Annotated in this window: 15 protein-coding genes, 1 tRNA gene and 1 other RNA gene; 8 read left to right on the top strand and 9 right to left on the bottom strand. The window is 68.0% G+C overall.

The window, feature by feature from the left end:
- Window positions 1-18 precede the first annotated feature (18 nt).
- The 3 genes from hrpB (at window position 19) to ffs (ending at window position 2,973) form a co-directional block, all read left to right on the top strand.
- Entirely contained in the window at window positions 19-2,451 is a 2,433-nt protein-coding gene (gene hrpB, locus PFX90_RS04260) for an ATP-dependent helicase HrpB (protein ID WP_285710963.1), read from the top strand.
- 14 nt (window positions 2,452-2,465) lie between these two features.
- Complete coding sequence (locus PFX90_RS04255; RefSeq protein WP_285710961.1) at window positions 2,466-2,744, top strand: ETC complex I subunit; 279 nt, start codon at window positions 2,466-2,468, stop codon at window positions 2,742-2,744.
- A 134-nt stretch (window positions 2,745-2,878) separates the two neighbouring features.
- An RNA gene (gene ffs / locus PFX90_RS04250) (signal recognition particle sRNA small type) lies at window positions 2,879-2,973 on the top strand.
- Here ffs and PFX90_RS04245 read toward each other — a convergent pair.
- Window positions 2,972-3,472: a DUF4188 domain-containing protein gene (locus PFX90_RS04245; protein WP_285710959.1), complete on the bottom strand. Its 501-nt coding sequence runs from the start codon at window positions 3,470-3,472 to the stop codon at window positions 2,972-2,974. The two genes, ffs and PFX90_RS04245, sit on opposite strands and share 2 nt — an antisense overlap.
- A 122-nt stretch (window positions 3,473-3,594) precedes the next feature.
- On the opposite strand from PFX90_RS04245, the gene PFX90_RS04240 reads away from it, so the two are divergent.
- Window positions 3,595-5,430 carry a DNA polymerase III subunit gamma/tau gene (locus tag PFX90_RS04240; RefSeq protein WP_285710957.1) on the top strand — a complete coding sequence of 612 codons (1,836 nt, stop codon included), beginning with the start codon at window positions 3,595-3,597 and terminating at the stop codon, window positions 5,428-5,430.
- Between the two features lie 14 nt (window positions 5,431-5,444).
- The gene (locus tag PFX90_RS04235; RefSeq protein WP_285710955.1) at window positions 5,445-5,786 is read left to right on the top strand and encodes a YbaB/EbfC family nucleoid-associated protein; all 342 of its coding nucleotides are present in this window, start codon (window positions 5,445-5,447) and stop codon (window positions 5,784-5,786) included.
- A 6-nt stretch (window positions 5,787-5,792) separates the two neighbouring features.
- Here the strand turns inward: PFX90_RS04235 and PFX90_RS04230 are convergent, their stop codons facing one another.
- Both PFX90_RS04230 and PFX90_RS04225 read right to left on the bottom strand, forming a co-directional pair.
- Window positions 5,793-6,215 (bottom strand): hypothetical protein, encoded by a 423-nt coding sequence (locus PFX90_RS04230; RefSeq protein ID WP_285710953.1) that lies wholly within the window; start codon window positions 6,213-6,215, stop codon window positions 5,793-5,795.
- Between the two features lie 72 nt (window positions 6,216-6,287).
- A complete protein-coding gene (locus PFX90_RS04225; protein ID WP_285710951.1) occupies window positions 6,288-6,698 on the bottom strand; it encodes a hypothetical protein in 411 nt (136 codons plus the stop codon).
- A gap of 122 nt (window positions 6,699-6,820) precedes the next feature.
- On the opposite strand from PFX90_RS04225, the gene lon reads away from it, so the two are divergent.
- Window positions 6,821-9,238, top strand: coding sequence for an endopeptidase La (gene lon / locus PFX90_RS04220; protein WP_285710949.1), 2,418 nt, complete (start codon window positions 6,821-6,823; stop codon window positions 9,236-9,238).
- Between the two features lie 244 nt (window positions 9,239-9,482).
- Window positions 9,483-9,755, top strand: a complete 273-nt coding sequence (locus PFX90_RS04215) for an HU family DNA-binding protein (protein ID WP_073973754.1) — start codon at window positions 9,483-9,485, stop codon at window positions 9,753-9,755.
- 83 nt (window positions 9,756-9,838) lie between these two features.
- Here PFX90_RS04215 and PFX90_RS04210 read toward each other — a convergent pair whose 3' ends face one another.
- Window positions 9,839-10,741, bottom strand: coding sequence for a hypothetical protein (locus PFX90_RS04210; protein ID WP_285710944.1), 903 nt, complete (start codon window positions 10,739-10,741; stop codon window positions 9,839-9,841).
- Window positions 10,742-10,767: 26 nt separating this feature from the next.
- Window positions 10,768-11,559 carry a 23S rRNA (guanosine(2251)-2'-O)-methyltransferase RlmB gene (rlmB, locus tag PFX90_RS04205; RefSeq protein WP_285710943.1) on the bottom strand — a complete coding sequence of 264 codons (792 nt, stop codon included), beginning with the start codon at window positions 11,557-11,559 and terminating at the stop codon, window positions 10,768-10,770.
- Window positions 11,560-11,731: 172 nt separating this feature from the next.
- Here rlmB and PFX90_RS04200 point away from each other — a divergent pair.
- A tRNA-Tyr gene (locus PFX90_RS04200) sits at window positions 11,732-11,817 on the top strand.
- 94 nt (window positions 11,818-11,911) lie between these two features.
- On the opposite strand, the gene PFX90_RS04195 is transcribed toward PFX90_RS04200, so the two are convergent.
- The 4 genes from PFX90_RS04195 to PFX90_RS04180 are packed head-to-tail and all read right to left on the bottom strand — an operon-like array spanning window position 11,912 to window position 16,136.
- On the bottom strand, window positions 11,912-12,682 hold the full coding sequence (locus tag PFX90_RS04195; RefSeq protein ID WP_285710942.1) for an enoyl-CoA hydratase-related protein: 771 nt from the start codon (window positions 12,680-12,682) through the stop codon (window positions 11,912-11,914).
- Window positions 12,679-13,077: a c-type cytochrome gene (locus tag PFX90_RS04190; RefSeq protein WP_285710941.1), complete on the bottom strand. Its 399-nt coding sequence runs from the start codon at window positions 13,075-13,077 to the stop codon at window positions 12,679-12,681. Before PFX90_RS04190 ends, PFX90_RS04195 begins: the two co-directional genes overlap by 4 nt.
- Before the next feature lie 27 nt (window positions 13,078-13,104).
- Window positions 13,105-14,730 (bottom strand): AMP-binding protein, encoded by a 1,626-nt coding sequence (locus PFX90_RS04185; RefSeq protein ID WP_285710940.1) that lies wholly within the window; start codon window positions 14,728-14,730, stop codon window positions 13,105-13,107.
- 2 nt (window positions 14,731-14,732) lie between these two features.
- On the bottom strand, window positions 14,733-16,136 hold the full coding sequence (locus PFX90_RS04180) for an aldehyde dehydrogenase family protein (protein ID WP_285710939.1): 1,404 nt from the start codon (window positions 16,134-16,136) through the stop codon (window positions 14,733-14,735).
- Window positions 16,137-16,146: the final 10 nt, after the last annotated feature.

Below are 16,146 nucleotides of genomic sequence, written 5' to 3'. Positions count from 1 at the left end.
CAGGCTATCGGGCGGGGCGTGAGCCTCGACCTGCCCATCCACGCCGTCCTCCCGCAAGTCCGCGCCGCTTTGGCGGGCGAGGGTGCTGGCGTGCTGATCGCGCCGCCAGGGGCGGGCAAGACCACTGCCGTCGCGCCCGCTTTGATGAGCGAGCCGTGGTGCAGCGGCCAGATCATCATGACCTCGCCCCGCCGCGTCGCCGCCCGCGCCGCCGCCGAACGTATGGCCGAATTGCTCGGCGAAAAGCCGGGCGAGACGGTCGGCTATATGACGCGGCTCGACACCAAGGTGTCCGCCCGCACCCGTATCCTCGTCGTGACCGAGGCGATCCTCGTCAACCGCTTGGTCGAAGACCCGGAGCTCCCCGGCGTTTCGGCCCTGCTGTTCGACGAGGCACACGAACGCGCGCTCGACAGCGATCTGGGGCTGGCGCTGGCGCTGGAAAGCCGCGCCGTGCTGCGCGAGGATCTGCGCGTGCTGGTGATGTCCGCCACGATCGACGGCGCGCGCTTCGCCGGCTTGCTGGGCGAAGGCGCGGCGGTCGTCGAAAGCGAGGGGCGCAGCTTTCCGCTGACAATCAAATGGCTTGGCGGCGATGCCTCGCTCGCGATCGAGGATCGTATGGCCGCTGCCGTGATGACCGCTTGGCGCGAGGAAGCGGGCGACATCCTCGCCTTCCTCCCCGGCGTGCGCGAGATCGAGCGGGTGCGCGAGCGGCTGGAGGGGCGCCTGCCGGACACGCCGATCCACCCGCTCCACGGACAGATTGAACCTGCTGCCCAACGCCTAGCGATCCGCCGCGACCCGGAAGGCCGCCGCCGGATCGTGCTCGCCACGGCCATCGCCGAAACCTCGCTGACCTTGGACGGGGTGAGCGTGGTGGTAGACAGCGGCCTTGCCCGCCTCGCCGAATTCGACCGCGCGGCGGGCACCACGCACCTTGTCACCCGCCGCGCCTCGCAGGCGTCGGCCGCGCAGCGTGCGGGCCGCGCGGCGCGGCAGGGACCGGGGGTCGCCTACCGCCTGTGGGAGGAGGCCGCGCATGCGGGCCTGCCGCCCTTCGCACCGGCCGAGATCATGCAGGCCGACCTCGCCCCGCTGCTGCTGCGGCTGGCGAAGTGGGGGACGGTCGACCCGGCAGGCCTGCCGTGGCTCGACCCGCCGCCCGAAGCCTCGGTCGCGGCGGCGCGGCGGGCGCTCGAGGGGCTCGGCGCGCTGACCGATGGGCGCATCACCCCGCTGGGCGAGGCGATCGCGAGCCTGCCGATGGCGCCCGATCAGGCCGCGGCCGTGCTCCATGGCGCGGCGGCGGGCGAACGTGAGGATGCGGCGCGGCTGGTGATGCTGTTGCAGGAGCGCGGTCTTGGCGGGCGCGGGGAGGACCTGATGCAGCGCCTCGCCCGCTGGCGCGGGGATCGTGCGCCCCGCAGCACGGCGGCGGCAGGGATCGCGCGCGGCTGGGCGGGGCAGGCAGCCAAGCTGGCGGCCGTGCTTGGCGAAAGCCCCGCGCAGGACGCTGCCGAGGCGCTCGCGCTCGCCCGCCCGGACTTCGTCGCCCGCCGCCGTGATCCTTCCGGCGAGCATTGGCAAAGTGCGGGGGGGCGCGGTTACATCCTCGACCCTGCCTCGCCGCTCGCCCGTGCCGAATGGATCGTAGTGGGCGACGCGCAGGGGCAAGCCAAGGGCGCGCGGATCACCGCCGGGGCGGAAATCGCTCCCGAACGGATCGCCGCGCTGTTTGCGAGCGAGCTTGAACAGCGCGTCACAACCCGCTGGAACAGCGAGAAGAACCGTGTCGAAGCACGCCGCGAACGCCGCCTCGGCGCGATCGTGCTGGCGAGCGTGCCCGAACCTTCGCCCGATCCCGCACTGCTTGTGGATATCCTTGTGGAGAAGGCGCTGGAGAAGCTGGGGGAACTGCTCCCCGACGGCTTCCTCGCCCGCGCCCGCTTTGCCGGGGTGGAGGCGTTATCGCCCGAGAGCCTGCGTGCCCACGCTGACGGGTGGCTGAGGCCGCTGCTGTCGGGCCGCCGCGATCTCGATCTCCCGCCCCACCGCTTTGCCGAGGCCGCGCTCGGCCTGCTCGACTGGAACGCGCGTCAGATGCTCGACCGCGCCGCGCCGACCCACTTCACTTCGCCCGCCGACACCCGCCACGCGATCGACTACGCGGGCGACGATGCGCCGAGTGTCGAGGTGCGGGTGCAGGGGGTGTTCGGTCTCGACACCCACCCGATGATCGGCACCACTCCGTTGCTTTTGAAACTCACCAGCCCAGGCGGGCGTCCGGTGCAATCGACCCGCGACCTCCCCGGCTTCTGGCGCGGCAGCTGGCGCGACGTGGTGAAGGACATGAAGGGCCGCTATCCCAAGCACCGCTGGCCCGACCAGCCCTGGCTCGAAAAGCCGAGCATGAAGACCAAAAACGCCTTCAACCGCAGCGATTCGTGATCTAAGGGCACCGCATGAGCGCAAGGATATACCAGAAGCCCAAGCACGCCATGCAGTCCGGCAAGGCCCATACCGACGAGTGGGTGCTGGAGTTCGAACAGTCGCAGGCGCGTTTTGCCGATCCGCTGATGGGCTGGACGGGCACGGGCGATACCCAGTCGCAGGTGCGTCTGACCTTCCCCTCGAAGGACGCCGCGCGCGCCTATGCCGAGAAGTACGGCATCCCCGCGCGCGTAATTGCGACCCCGCCCAAGCGCCTGAAGCTCCAGGCTTACGCCGACAATTTTCGCTAGGCGCGCAGGCCCACCCCGCTGCGACTAGGCCCGGAACAAGTCCGGGCCTAGTCTCGCTCCCCTCCCGCTTGCCGGAGGGGTCGGGGGTGGGACGTCGGGCTTGAAATCTACCGAAACCCCCGCCATATGCCGGTTCGGGAGTCGGGTGGACGTTTGCGTCCGCTCACCGTGTCAGGGCCGGAAGGCAGCAGCACAGGTGGATTGCGGCGGGTCGCCCGGCTCCTTCTTCATGCATCCTCGCTCGCAATGCCCGCACTGACGCGCATCCGCTCGCGCGCGGCATTGCGCGATCCGGTCGCGGGTACCAGGCCGGCAAAGCGCCCCAGCCCGAACGGGGGCATATTGCCATAGACGGTCTCGTGCGCTCCGGCCGCCACCGCATAGGTCTCGTGATAGATGCCCACCGTCCCGTCGTTTCCGATCGCCTTGTTGAACGCGGTCCAGGCCGGCCAGTGGCGCGCATTGCGGTCGCGCGCATAGGCCTCGAGCGAATCAAAATCGCGCCAATATTGCAGCAGCAGGATCTGGCGCGGCGAGCACAGCGCATATTCGGTGCCAAGGAAGCCGCTCTCGGGGTTGCTGTAGAGCTCGCGCAGCATCGGCCCCATTGCGCGGAACACCGGTAGCCATTTGCCGACCTTGTGGAAATGGTTGATGCGCATCCCGATCAGGAACACGACCAGCGGCCCCTCGTGATTGTCGGTCATGCGACCCGGCGTGATGGTCATCGCGGCCCTCCCTCTTAACCTGAGTTAGATTGCAGACGGGGCGCCTCCGTCAAGCGCGGGGATGGTGATGATCACCGGCAAGCCTTCGACATTGGCGCGGGGCAGGCCTAAGATGGCGGCATATGAGCGATTCCGATCCAGACCTTCCCGAGGAAGACACCGGGCCGACCGCCGCCGAGCTCGAGGCGGCGGGGCAGAGCGCGCTGTTCGGCGATCCGGTACCGCCGCCCGCGCCCGCGCCGGAGGCGCCCCCGCCAGCGGCCACGTCGGACCCTGCGCCAGCAGGGCTCCCTCAGCCTCCTCGGCCTGCGGCGACGTCGGGGAGCGGCGGGCAGGCCTACCGCGTGCTCGCGCGCAAATACCGCCCGCAGACCTTCTCCGAGCTGATCGGGCAGGAGGCGATGGTGCGCACCCTCGCCAATGCCATCGCCCGCGACCGGCTGGCACACGCATTCCTGATGACCGGGGTGAGGGGGGTCGGCAAAACCTCGACCGCGCGCCTCATCGCCAAGGCGCTGAACTGCGTCGGCACCGACGGGCAGGGCGGGCCGACCATCGACCCTTGCGGCGTGTGCGAGCCCTGCACCGCCATCGCCGAGGGGCGCCATATCGACGTGATCGAGATGGACGCGGCCTCGAACACCGGGGTCGACGATGTGCGCGAGATCATCGAGCAGGTGCGCTATGCGGCGGTCTCGGCGCGCTACAAGATCTACATCATCGACGAAGTTCACATGCTGTCGCGCAATGCTTTCAATGCCTTGCTCAAGACACTTGAGGAACCGCCGCCGCATGTGAAGTTCCTGTTTGCCACCACCGAGGTCGACAAGTTGCCGGTCACGGTGCTGAGCCGCACCCAGCGTTTCGACCTCAGGCGCATCCCCGCCCCGCTGCTGGCCGAGCACTTCGCGCGAGTATGCGCTTTGGAAGGCGTCGAGGCCGAAGCCGAGGCGCTCGGGATCATCGCCAACGCCGCCGAAGGATCGGTGCGCGACGGGCTCTCGATCCTCGACCAGGCGATTGCCCATGCCGATCTCGACGGTGAGGGCAAGGTCGCCGCCGCGCGCGTGCGCGACATGCTGGGGCTCGCCGACAAGAGCGCGCAGCGCCGCCTGCTCGGGCACCTGTTGTCAGGCGATGCCAAGGCCTTGCTCGCCGCAGTTGACGAGCAATATGCGCTCGGCGTCGAACCGCTGGCGCTGATGCGCGCGCTGATGGACCTCGTCCACCGTGTCACCCTCGCGCAGGTCTCGGGCGGCGAGCCCGATGCTCCTGCCGAGGACGAACGCGCCGCGCTCGCCGATTTCGCCGCGCGGCTGGGGGCGGCGGAGTTGCACCGGCTGTGGCAGCTGCTGCTCAAGGGCCACGACGAGGTGCGCACCGGGCCCGATCCGCTGGTCTCGCTCCAGATGGCGCTGCTGCGCATCCTCCACGCCGCGCAGATGCCCGATCCGGGCAAGCTTGCGAAGCGGATCGAGGAACTGGCGGCGAACGGCCTCGCCGCTGCACCCACGACTGCCGGTTCCGCGCCAACCGCCGCGCCCGTCGCTGCCGCGCCTGACCAGAGCTGGGCCGCGCTGGTCGATCAGGTCGATGCGATGGGCCAACTCCGCATCGCCCAGATGATGCGCGACCGTGTGCGGGTGATCGAGCTCGGCCCCGAGCGCCTTGTTTACCAGCAGGCCGACAATTTCCCCGATGACCCCGCGCCCGAAATCCGCGAGGCGCTGTTCAAGCTCACCGGCAAGCGCTGGCAGATCGAGCGCGGCACCGGAACCGCGCAGCCCTCCCTGCGCGAAGCCGCCGAGGCCGCCGCCGCCGCCGAGGACGCGCGCATCCGCTCCGATCCGCTGGTCAAGGCCGCCTTCGAAGCCTTCCCCGATGCCGAACTGCTGGACGCCCCGCTCAAGGCCGCGAGCGGTTCGGCCGGTTCAAGCTCTAGCCCCCCCTGGAATTGACGGAGTAACCCCCGATGAAGTCGATGGAAGAGATGATGGCCGCCGCCCAGAAGGCCGCCGAGACCATCCAGAAGCAGATGAACGAGATGCAGGTGAAGCTCGACTCGATCGAAGTCGAGGGCACCGCCGGTGGCGGCCTCGTCAAGGTCCGCGCGAGTGCCAAGGGCCGCATTCTCGGGGTCTCGATCGACGACAGCCTGATGAACGCCGACGACAAGCAGATTCTCGAAGACCTTGTCGCCGCCGCCTTCAACGATGCCCGCGACCGCGCCGACCGCGTGTCGGAGCAGCAGATGAAGGACATGCAGTCTTCGATGGGCCTGCCGCCGGGCTTCAATCTGCCCGGGCTGGGTTAAGCGCTGCTAGACCGCCTTGCGCCCGAAGCCCCGTTGCGGGGCCGCCGGGGCGCGGGGTGACGGCCGGGGAGTAGCGGGGCGCGGTTTGTTGTCCGGCTCCGGCTCCTCTTCGCGCGCCTTGCGCTGCTCCATGTAGCGCGCGAAGGCCTCGTCGGCATCGAAGTCCGAGACCGGCGCGTCATCCTCGCCCAAGCGGCTGCGAGCCTCCGGCTTGCGATAGCTCTTGCCGGTCGCCACGCCCCACAGGTCGCCCACGGCGCTGCGCAGACCGCGCCAGATGCAGATATTGCCCGTCGCCACCAGCAGCAGCTTGGGGAGGGTGCCCGCAAGGCCCGTGGTCATCATCGCCTGCGGCGCAGTGCCGCCGTGCAGCGCGGCTGCCGCGACGTTGAGGCCGATCCCGCAGGCAATCCAGATCACTGTCTTCATCGCGCGTCGCTCCGGTTCGCAGCAGGTGCGAGGATAGCGGGCAAGGGTTAACGCCGTGTGGGGGGCGAGCGATCAGGCGCCCTTGCGACCGAACCCGCGCGGCTGCGGCGGCGGCAGCGCGTTCTGGCCACTCGGCTGGGGGGCCTGCGACCCGCTCTCGCCGCGCCGCTCCATGTAGCGGGCGAAGGCGGCATCGACATCGAAGCTGTCGGCACCGTCGTCGGGGAGGGTGTCCGCCAGACGCCGGGCGGGACGTGCGCCGCCGCCGGGCCCGCTGCCGCCCTTGTTCTTGCCCGTGAAGTTGTCCCAGAGGACGCGGCCCGCTCTGATGAAGCAGAACGCGGCGCCGCACAGAACGACAATGGCAAAGGAGTAGATCGGCAGGCGTTCGCCCGCGGTCGCGCCGCGGTCGCCGATCGCTTCGACAAATTTCGCGGCGATGAGCAACACCCAGCCGCCCATGACCCAGAACATCGCTTTCATCTCTGCCTCCTGTGCGATTGCGGCAGGCCTAGATGAAAAGTCTTAAATCCCTGTCATTCATGTCCACAGTCTAACCCGTGCGCCCCATTGCGGGTGAGCGCCCCGCTTCCCATATCTCCGCCATGACCCATACCTACCCCCTCCTCCCCCTTCGCGACATCGTTGTCTTTCCCGGCATGGTCGTGCCTCTCTTCGTCGGCCGCGACAAATCGGTGGCGGCGCTCGAGGCCGCGATGGAGGCGTCGAAAGACATCGTCCTGCTCGCCCAGCTCGATCCGGGCTGCGACGATCCGGAGGGCGATGACCTCTATGATGTCGGCGTGATTGCGCAGGTGCTCCAGCTGCTGAAGCTGCCCGACGGGACGGTGCGCGTGCTGGTCGAGGGCAAGACCCGCGCCCGGCTTTCCGCGCTCGAGAATGTCGGCACGCACCTTCTCGCCGAGGTCGAGGCGATCGTGCCCGAGACCGTCTCGGGCAGCGAGGTCACCGCACTGATGCGCCAGGTGACCCAGCAGTTCGGCGAATATGTGAAGCTCAACAAGAAGATGGGCGAGGACGCGGGCGTGGACCTCAGCGAGGTCGACGATGCCGGCCAGCTCGCCGACACCATCGCCGCCGCGATCAGCGCCAAGGTGGCCGACAAGCAATCGCTGCTGACCGAGAGCAATCCGCTGAAGCGGCTCGAGCTGGTGATGGCCTTCATGGAAGGCGAGCTCTCGGTCCTCCAGGTCGAACGCCGCATCCGCGGGCGCGTGAAGCGGCAGATGGAGAAGACCCAGCGCGAATATTACCTCAACGAGCAGCTGAAGGCGATCCAGTCGGAACTCGGCGGCGGCGAGGACGGGGAGGGCGGCAACGAGATCGCCGAACTCACCGAGAAGATCGAGAAGACCAAGCTCTCCAAGGAAGCCAAGGCCAAGGCGCAGGCAGAACTGAAGAAGCTGCGCTCGATGCAGCCGATGAGCGCCGAGGCGACGGTGATCCGCAACTATCTCGACGTGCTGCTCGGCCTGCCGTGGGGCAAGAAGTCGAAGCTGAAGAAGGACATCGCGGCCGCGCAGCGCGTGCTCGATGCCGATCACTATGCGCTCGAGAAGGTCAAGGACCGGATCGTGGAGTATCTCGCGGTGCAGGCGCGCACCAACAAGCTGAAGGGGCCGATTCTGTGCCTCGTCGGCCCTCCGGGCGTGGGCAAGACCTCGCTTGGCAAGTCGATCGCCAAGGCGACGGGCCGCGAATTCGTGCGCCAGTCGCTGGGCGGGGTGCGCGACGAGGCCGAAATCCGCGGCCACCGGCGCACCTATATCGGCTCGATGCCGGGCAAGATCGTCGCCAATCTGCGCAAGGCCGGGACGAGCAATCCGCTGTTCCTGCTCGACGAGATCGACAAGCTCGGCCAGGACTTCCGCGGCGATCCGGCCTCGGCGCTGCTGGAAGTCCTCGACCCCGAGCAGAACGCCAAGTTCCAGGACCATTATCTCGAACTGGACCTCGACCTCAGCGACATCATGTTCGTATGCACCGCGAACAGCCTCAACCTGCCGCAGCCGCTGCTCGACCGCATGGAGATCATCCGCCTCGAAGGCTACACCGAGGACGAGAAGGTCGAGATTGCCGAGCGGCATCTGGTCGAAAAGCAGGTCAAGGCGCACGGGCTGAAGAAGGGCGAATTCACCCTTCAGGAAGAGGCCCTGCGCGATCTGATCCGCTACTACACCCGCGAGGCCGGCGTGCGCACGCTCGAGCGCGAGATCGCCAAGCTCGCGCGCAAGTCCTTGCGCCAGATCCTCGAAGGCAAGGCGCAAAGCGTCACCATCACGCCCGAAAACCTCGGCGACTTCTCCGGCGTCCGGCGCTTCAAGCACGGCGTTTCGGAAGAGGAACCGCAGGTCGGCGCGGTGACGGGTCTCGCCTGGACCTCGGTCGGCGGCGAGCTGCTCACCATCGAAAGCGTCACCACGCCTGGCAAGGGCGAGGTCAAGACCACCGGCAAGCTCGGCCAGGTGATGAACGAGAGCGTCGCGGCGGCCTTCAGCTTCGTCAAGGCGCGGGCGCCCGCCTACGGGATCAAGCCCTCTGTCTTCAACCGCAAGAACGTCCACATCCACCTGCCCGAGGGCGCGGTGCCCAAGGACGGGCCGAGTGCAGGCATCGGGATGGTCACCTCGATCGTCTCGACCCTCACAGGCGTCGCGGTGCGCCCCGACGTGGCGATGACCGGCGAGGTCACGCTGCGTGGCCGCGTGCTGGCGATCGGCGGTCTCAAGGAAAAGCTGCTCGCGGCGCTGCGCGGGGGCATCAAGACCGTCCTTATCCCCGAGGAGAACGTCAAGGACCTCGCCGAAATCCCCGCCAACGCCAAGGAGGGGCTGGAGATCGTGCCCGTGTCGCATGTGGACGAGGTGCTCGCCCGCGCGCTGGTCGAGCCGCTCTCGCCGATCGAGTGGACCGAGGCCGACGATCTCGCCAGTCAGCCGGGCGCAAATCCCTCCGCATCGGGCTCATCGGGCGCGACGGGAGAGGTGCCAACCGCGCACTGAGCCGCTAAACACGGCTTACTTGCGGTGATTCGCCGCAGGGTCGCATTCTTCCGGCAGTCGGCAAAACGGGACTGAACCGCGCGTCCAACCCAGGTTAGGCGCGGGAAGTTCCACGTCTTTTTGCCCGGGCCTGTGACCGAAGCCGATAGGCTTTGACAGGCTTGGCAAAAACGTCTCAATTTGCGCGCTTTCGGCACGTGCGATTCACAGACACAACGAAATCCTGAAGCGAGGGGGTTCCCATATGAACAAGAACGACCTGATCAGCGAAGTTGCCAACGCGAGCGGTCTTTCGAAGAACGATGCATCGAGCGCGGTCGAAAGCGTGTTCGATGCGATCACGAAGGCGCTGTCGAGCGGTGACGAGGTGCGGCTGGTCGGCTTCGGCACCTTCTCGGTCGCCAAGCGCAAGGCCTCGACGGGGCGCAACCCGCGCACCGGCGAGCCGATGAAGATCAAGGCCTCCAACCAGCCCAAGTTCAAGGCGGGCAAGGGCCTGAAGGACGCGGTCAACTAACCCGCGCCTGATACGACAGGGGCACGAAAAACCCCGCCAGCCTTAGCGGCTGGCGGGGTTTTTTCATGGCCCTTGCCGCGGGTTCAGTTGCCGGCGGCGATCAGCGCGGTCGGGGCCTCGGCGGTGCGCGGGCTGATCTGCCACACCAGCGCCTCGCCCGCGGTGCTCGCGACCGGGCCTTCATCGGTGTTGTTGGCGAGAATACGCATCCCGGGCGCGGCGCGGATGGTGAAGGTGCCGTCGATCTGCGGCACGCCGGGGATGCTCGCCGCGTCCCCGCCGTTCTTGGCCGCTTCCTCGGCCGCGCCCATGGCGGCGAGCCCGGCGAAGGAGCCCGCGCCCAGGACCGTTCCCATCCCCGCGCTGCCGCTGTCCTGCGCCGAGAAGCCCGGCGCGTTGATCCGCACCTGACCGCCCTTGCGCAGGAACACCTGCACGAAGGGATTGGTGGTCGGGATGCCCTCGATCAGCGGGAACATGAAGTCGTGCCCCATCGTGCCCGAAATCTTGTAGCTGACGTCGAACACGCCGTCGCCCTTGTGGACCACCCGCTCCCAGCCCTTCTGGCGCTGGAGCAGCTTGATGAGTTCATCGGCAGCCTTGGGGTCGCTGGGGTCGATCCCGCCCATCAGCGCCGCCATCTGCTGGGCCTGCTTCTTCGCCTGCTCGGCCCGCTCGGCTGCGCCCGCTTCCCACTCTTCGCGCTGGGCGGCGAGTTCTTCCTCGGTGCAGTCGCGGGTCTCGAAGGTCTCGTCATTGTAGCATTCGCTGGGCGTGAATTCCTCTTTCCCTGCGTCCATCTGCGCGAGCTTGGAGAGACCGAGGAAGAAGATCTCGCCCTCATAGGTGAAGGTGAAGCTGTCCGGCCCGGTGATCGCGAGCTCGGAGGTGAACGTGCCCGGCGTCATGAAACAGCCGCTGAGCGCCAGCGCGAAGCCGGTCAGCAGTGCGGCGGCGCGCAGCCGGATGTGCGAGAACATCGTCATGGTAATTCCCCCTCTCGTCCCCGCTTCTACCCGCGCGAGGCCACCGCATAAAGCGCAATCGCACCGGCGTTGGAGACATTGAGGCTCTCGATCGCCGAGGAGATCGGCAGCTTGGCGAGCACGTCGCAATGCGCGGCGATGTTGTGCCTGAGGCCTTCGCCCTCCGCACCGAGCACGATCGCGACCGGGCCGGTGGGCAGGATGTCGGCGAGCACGGCCTCGGCCTCGCCCGCCAGCCCAATCCGCCAGTAGCCGGCGTCGGCAAGCTCCTCCAGCGCGCGGGCGAGGTTGACCACGCGCACCCAGGGCACGGTCTCCAATGCACCCGAGGCCGCCTTGGCGAGCACCCCGCCTTCGGGCGGGGCATGGCGGTCCTGCGTGACGATCGCCGCCGCGCCGAAAGCCGCCGCCGAGCGCAGGATCGCGCCCACGTTATGCGGATCGGTCACCTGGTCGAGCACCACGATCGGCCGCTCCGCCTCGCCCAGCGCGACCTCGTCGAGGAACACGTCTTCCAGAGGCGCGCATTCCAGCACCAGCCCCTGGTGCGGCGCATCCTTGGCGACAAGGCGGGCAAGGTCTGCGGCCTGCGCGTGCTCGATGGGGAAATCGGGCGGCAGCTCGCCGTCGAGGCTTTCGATTCCCTCGGGCGTCGCCCAGAGCTTCCTGTGCTGGCGCTCGGGGTTCTTGAGCGCCGCCTCGACCGCATGGCGGCCCCACAGGCGCACCTGCCCGGAGGAAGCCCGGCCCGAGCCGCGCCCTCCCTTCATCCGCCCCGCACGCCCGCGCAGCGCGCGCTTCTTCTCGCCTTTGCTCATTTTGTTTCCCGCCTGAGGCCTTCCAAACGCGCCCCCTGCCAGCAGGGGCATTGACAGGCAAGCACCGCTTCGCCAAAGGGGCGCCTCTCGGCAGCGGGCCCCCTCGGGGACTCGCGCAATTTCAGCGCTTCCGGCGCTTCGAGATGGCCCCCTTCAAGGCAAGGGACTGTGTGGACAGGTGGCCGAGTGGTTAAAGGCAGCAGACTGTAAATCTGCCCGCGCAAGCGTACGCTGGTTCGAATCCAGCCCTGTCCACCAACCCCCTATTCACCGACAAGTCGTTCGACCTGGCCGGGTTCGGGACAAAGCCGTCGTTCCCGGGCCACAGGCGCAGCGGCAGCTCCCGGGCAAGTCACCACTTGGGCGGGCGCTTTTCGAGGAAGGCCGAAATGCCTTTGGTCGCGTCGGGATGGACAATGTTGGCGAGCGCCTCCCTCTGGACGAAGGCGTAGGCCTCTTCCAGCGGCAGCCGGCTCTGGCGCTGGAACGATGCCTTGCCCGCGCGCAGCACCGAGGCGGGTTTGCTCGCGATGGTGCGGGCTAGCGCGTCCACCGCCGCATCCAGTTCGTCCACCGGATGCAGCGCGTTGACGAGGCCGATCCGCAAGGCGTGCTCGGCCGGGAACAGGCTGCCGGTCGCCAGCATCATCATCGCGTGCTTGCGGCCGACGCTGCGCTCCAGCAGCACCTGCGGGGTGTGGCACCAGAAGCCGATATTGACCCCGGGCACGGCAAAGCGCGCCGCGTCCGATGCCAGCGCGAGATCGCAGGCGGCGACCAGCTCGCAGCCTGCCGCGGTGGCGACGCCCTCGACCTTGGCGATCACGATCTGCGGCTGGGCCATGATCTGCTGCATCAGGCCGACCAGCCCCGCGAAGTCGGCGCGCAGCGCCTCTTCGCCGGGATCGCCGGTGAATTCGTTGAGATCGTGCCCCGCGCTGAAGATCCGCCCGCCCGCGCCGGAGAGGATGATGACCTTCACGTCCTCGCGCGGGGCCAGCTTTTCGAGCGCCGCCCGAAGCGCTGCGACCAGACCGGCCGAGAGGCTGTTGCCCTGCAGCGGGCGGTTCAGCACCAGCGAGGCGACGCCGCTGTCTGCCGTCAGCAGCACCGCATCGCTCATTTGAGGGCCATCAGATAGTCGACGATCGCCTTGCGCTTGGCCGGATCCTTGAGCCCGGGGTAGGCCATCTTCGTTCCCGGCACCACCGATTGCGGCGCGGCGATGAACCGGTCGAGATTGTCGCGGTTCCACACGACATCGGCCTTCTTCATTGCGGGGGAGAAGGCGTAGCCTCCGATAGCCCCGGAACGGGTGCCCGCCACGCCGAACAGGTTGGGGCCGAAGCCCGAACGCTCGCCCTTCTTGACCGAGTGGCACGTCGCACAAGGCCCGAAGGCGGCGGGCGGGGCAGGAGGCGGTGCGGCTGCGGCAGCCGCCGTCACCGGCGCCGACGAAAGCGAGGCCAGCGCAGCGAGCGGCGCAAAGGCGGCCAGCAGGAGAAGGGTCTTGGTCATTGCGTGCAATCCTTGGGCTGGGGCCGGTCAGGCGGTGGCCGAAAGCTCGGCCTCCATCACCTTGCGCATCTCGATCTTCTGCGCCTTGCCGGTGACGGTCATGATGAAGCTGTCGACGATACGCACGTGGCGCGGCACCTTGTAGTGGGCGATCTGCCCCTTGCAGTGGGCGATCACGTCCTCGGGCTGGAGCGCAGCGCCGGGGCGGGGGATTACCCAGCAGCACACTTCCTCTCCATAGACCGCATCGGGCACGCCGAAGACCTGCGCATCGGCGATTGCCGAGTGGGTGAGGAGATATTCCTCGATCTCGCGCGGGTAGATGTTCTCGCCGCCGCGGATGATCATGTCCTTGATGCGTCCGGTGATGCGGACATAGCCGTTCGCGTCCATCGTCGCGAGGTCGCCCGAATGCATCCAGCCATCGGCGTCGATTGCCTCGGCGGTCTTGTCGGGATCGTCCCAGTAGCCGAGCATGACGGCATAGCCGCGCGAGCAATATTCGCCCTGTTCCCCGCGCGGCAGGGTGGCGCCGTCGGGGCCGATGATCTTGGCCTCGGCATGGGGATGGACGCGGCCGACGGTCTCGACCCGCTCGGTCAGCGGATCGTCGGTCGCGGTCTGGGTGGTCAGCGGGCTCGTCTCGGTCATGCCGTAGCCGATGGTGACTTCGGTCATGTTGAGCTTGTCCATCACCCCGCGCATCGCGGTGACGGGGCAGGTGGCCCCCGCCATGATCCCGGTGCGCAGCGTGGAGACGTCGTAATCGCCCAGCCCGGTCTGGCCGAGGATGGTGATGAACATGGTCGGCACGCCATAGAGCGCGGTGCAGCCCTCTGCCGCCACGGCCTGCAAGGTCGCCACGGGGTCGAAGGCCTCGCCCGGATAGACCATCGCCGCCCCGCTGGTGAGTGCGGCAAGGTTGCCCAGCACCATGCCGAAGCAGTGATAGAGCGGCACCGGGATGCAGATGCGATCCTCCGGCCCGACCTTGATGGTCTTCGCGGTGAAGAGGCCGTTGTTGAGGATATTGTGGTGGGTCAGCGTCGCGCCCTTGGGAAAGCCGGTGGTGCCGCTGGTGAACTGGATGTTGATGGGATCATGGCAGGACAAGCCTTCCGCCGTCGCCGCCAGCCGCGCCGGATCGGCTTCGGCGCGCAGGTCGTCCCACGCCTTGAAGCCCGCGTGACGTTCCTCGCCTAGCGCGACCATCAGCTTGAGATGCGGCAGGCGCTCAGGCCCCAGCTCGCGCAGCATCGCGATATAGTCGCTAGTCTTGAAACGCGCTGCGGTGACGAGCGCGCTGCACCCGACCTTGTTCAAGGCATATTCGACCTCGCTGATGCGGTAGGCCGGATTGATGTTGACGAGGATCGCGCCGATCTTGGCGGTCGCGAACTGGATCACCGCCCACTCGGCGCAGTTGGGCGCCCAGATGCCGACGCGGTCGCCCTTCGCCACCCCGAGATCGAGCAGCCCGCAGGCGACTCTCTCCGCCTCGGCATCGAGCTTCGCCCACGTCATGCGGACGTCCTGATGCATCGAGACCAGCGCCAGCCGGTCACCCCAGCGTGCCGCCGCCTGCGTCAGCGCCGCGCCGATGGTATCCGTCAGAAGCGGGGTCGATGTCGGCCCCTTGGCATAACTTTCCATTCTCACCGCGCCACGTTGATGACCTGAATCTGGGCATATTCTGCCAGCCCTTCGACCGATTGCTCAACCCCGAGGCCGGAATTCTTGAAGCCGGCCATCGGGATATGCGGGCCGATGGCGACGTGCTGGTTGACCCAGACCTGCCCGCTCTCGATCCGCCCGGCAATCGCGGCCGCCCGCGCAACATCCTTCGACCAGACCGACCCGCCGAGACCGTAGTCGCTGCGGTTGGCGCGGGCGATGACGTCCTCGACATCGTCGAAGGGGATCACGGGAAGGATCGGGCCGAATTGCTCCTCGTCGACGATGGTGTCCCCGTCGCTGACGTCGCGGACCACGGTCGGGCGGAGGAAATAGCCGTCGCGCTCCAGCACCTCGCCCCCGGCGATGATGGTGCCGTCGGCCTTAGCGGTTTCGAGGAAGGCTTTCACCTTCTCGAACTGCATCTTGTTCTGGATCGGGCCGATGGTGGTTCCCTGCTCCAGCCCGTCGCCGACGATGGCTTCCTCGGCGAGCCGGGCGAGTTCTGCGCACATGGCGTCGTAGATGTCGGCGTGGACATAGGCGCGCTTCACCGCAAGGCACACCTGCCCGCAATTGAGGAAGGCATTGCCGAAGATCGCCTTGGCGGTCTCGCGCACGTCGACATCCTCGAGCACGATGGCCGGGTCATTGCCGCCCAGTTCCAGCGTCACGCGCTTCAGCGTGTTCGCGCCCGAGGCGGCAATCGCCTTGCCGGTCGCGGTCGATCCGGTGAAGCCGACCTTGGCGACATCGGGGTGGCTGGTGAGATAGGGGCCGAGGTCATTGGCATCGGTGATGATGTTGACGACGCCCGCGGGGAATATCTCGCGGCACAATTCGCCCAGCCTCAATGCGGTGACGGGGGTGGTGGGCGCGGGCTTCAGCACGATGGCATTGCCCGCCAGCACGGCGGGTCCGATCTTCCAGCAGGCGACCAGCAGCGGGAAATTCCACGCGATGATCCCGACGATCACCCCCAGCGGTCGGTGCTGGACGGCGATGTAGCCGCTCTCGTCGTCCTGGATCACCCGGTCGGGCAGTTCCAGAGTGGCGTAGTGGCGCAGATAGCCCTCGGTCCAGGCGACCTCGCCCATCGCTTCGGGGAGCGGCTTGCCCTGCTCCTGCGTGATCAGCCGCGCGAGTTCCTCGCCGTTTGCCGCGACCGCATCGGCGAGCGCCACCAGCTTCGCCTGCCGCTCGGCAAAGGGCACCGCCGACCACCCCGGCACCGCCGCCTTGGCCGCCGCGATGGCGGCGTCGGCATCGGCTTTCGACGCGTGGGGAACGCGGGCGAAGGGCGCGCCCGTTGCCGGGTTGATCACATCGAGGCTGGCCGCGCCCTCCACCAGTTCGCCGCCGATCAGCATCCGGTATCCGCTCATCCTGCTGTCT

Source organism: Erythrobacter oryzae, assembly GCF_030271515.1.
GTDB classification, from domain to species: Bacteria; Pseudomonadota; Alphaproteobacteria; order Sphingomonadales; family Sphingomonadaceae; genus Erythrobacter; species Erythrobacter oryzae.
The sequence above is the reverse complement of the archived record's forward strand: the minus strand, read 5'-3'. Positions and strand labels throughout refer to the sequence as shown.

What these genes read in the sequence shown, in the direction of transcription:
- PFX90_RS04255 (WP_285710961.1), top strand. Translation starts at nt 2,466, where the DNA reads ATGAGCGCAAGGATATACCAGAAGCCCAAGCACGCCATGCAGTCCGGC.
- PFX90_RS04245 (WP_285710959.1), bottom strand. Translation starts at nt 3,472, where the DNA reads ATGACCATCACGCCGGGTCGCATGACCGACAATCACGAGGGGCCGCTG.
- PFX90_RS04240 (WP_285710957.1), top strand. Translation starts at nt 3,595, where the DNA reads ATGAGCGATTCCGATCCAGACCTTCCCGAGGAAGACACCGGGCCGACC.
- PFX90_RS04235 (WP_285710955.1), top strand. Translation starts at nt 5,445, where the DNA reads ATGAAGTCGATGGAAGAGATGATGGCCGCCGCCCAGAAGGCCGCCGAG.
- PFX90_RS04230 (WP_285710953.1), bottom strand. Translation starts at nt 6,215, where the DNA reads ATGAAGACAGTGATCTGGATTGCCTGCGGGATCGGCCTCAACGTCGCG.
- PFX90_RS04225 (WP_285710951.1), bottom strand. Translation starts at nt 6,698, where the DNA reads ATGAAAGCGATGTTCTGGGTCATGGGCGGCTGGGTGTTGCTCATCGCC.
- lon (WP_285710949.1), top strand. Translation starts at nt 6,821, where the DNA reads ATGACCCATACCTACCCCCTCCTCCCCCTTCGCGACATCGTTGTCTTT.
- PFX90_RS04215 (WP_073973754.1), top strand. Translation starts at nt 9,483, where the DNA reads ATGAACAAGAACGACCTGATCAGCGAAGTTGCCAACGCGAGCGGTCTT.
- PFX90_RS04210 (WP_285710944.1), bottom strand. Translation starts at nt 10,741, where the DNA reads ATGACGATGTTCTCGCACATCCGGCTGCGCGCCGCCGCACTGCTGACC.
- rlmB (WP_285710943.1), bottom strand. Translation starts at nt 11,559, where the DNA reads ATGAGCAAAGGCGAGAAGAAGCGCGCGCTGCGCGGGCGTGCGGGGCGG.
- PFX90_RS04195 (WP_285710942.1), bottom strand. Translation starts at nt 12,682, where the DNA reads ATGAGCGATGCGGTGCTGCTGACGGCAGACAGCGGCGTCGCCTCGCTG.
- PFX90_RS04190 (WP_285710941.1), bottom strand. Translation starts at nt 13,077, where the DNA reads ATGACCAAGACCCTTCTCCTGCTGGCCGCCTTTGCGCCGCTCGCTGCG.
- PFX90_RS04185 (WP_285710940.1), bottom strand. Translation starts at nt 14,730, where the DNA reads ATGGAAAGTTATGCCAAGGGGCCGACATCGACCCCGCTTCTGACGGAT.
- PFX90_RS04180 (WP_285710939.1), bottom strand. Translation starts at nt 16,136, where the DNA reads ATGAGCGGATACCGGATGCTGATCGGCGGCGAACTGGTGGAGGGCGCG.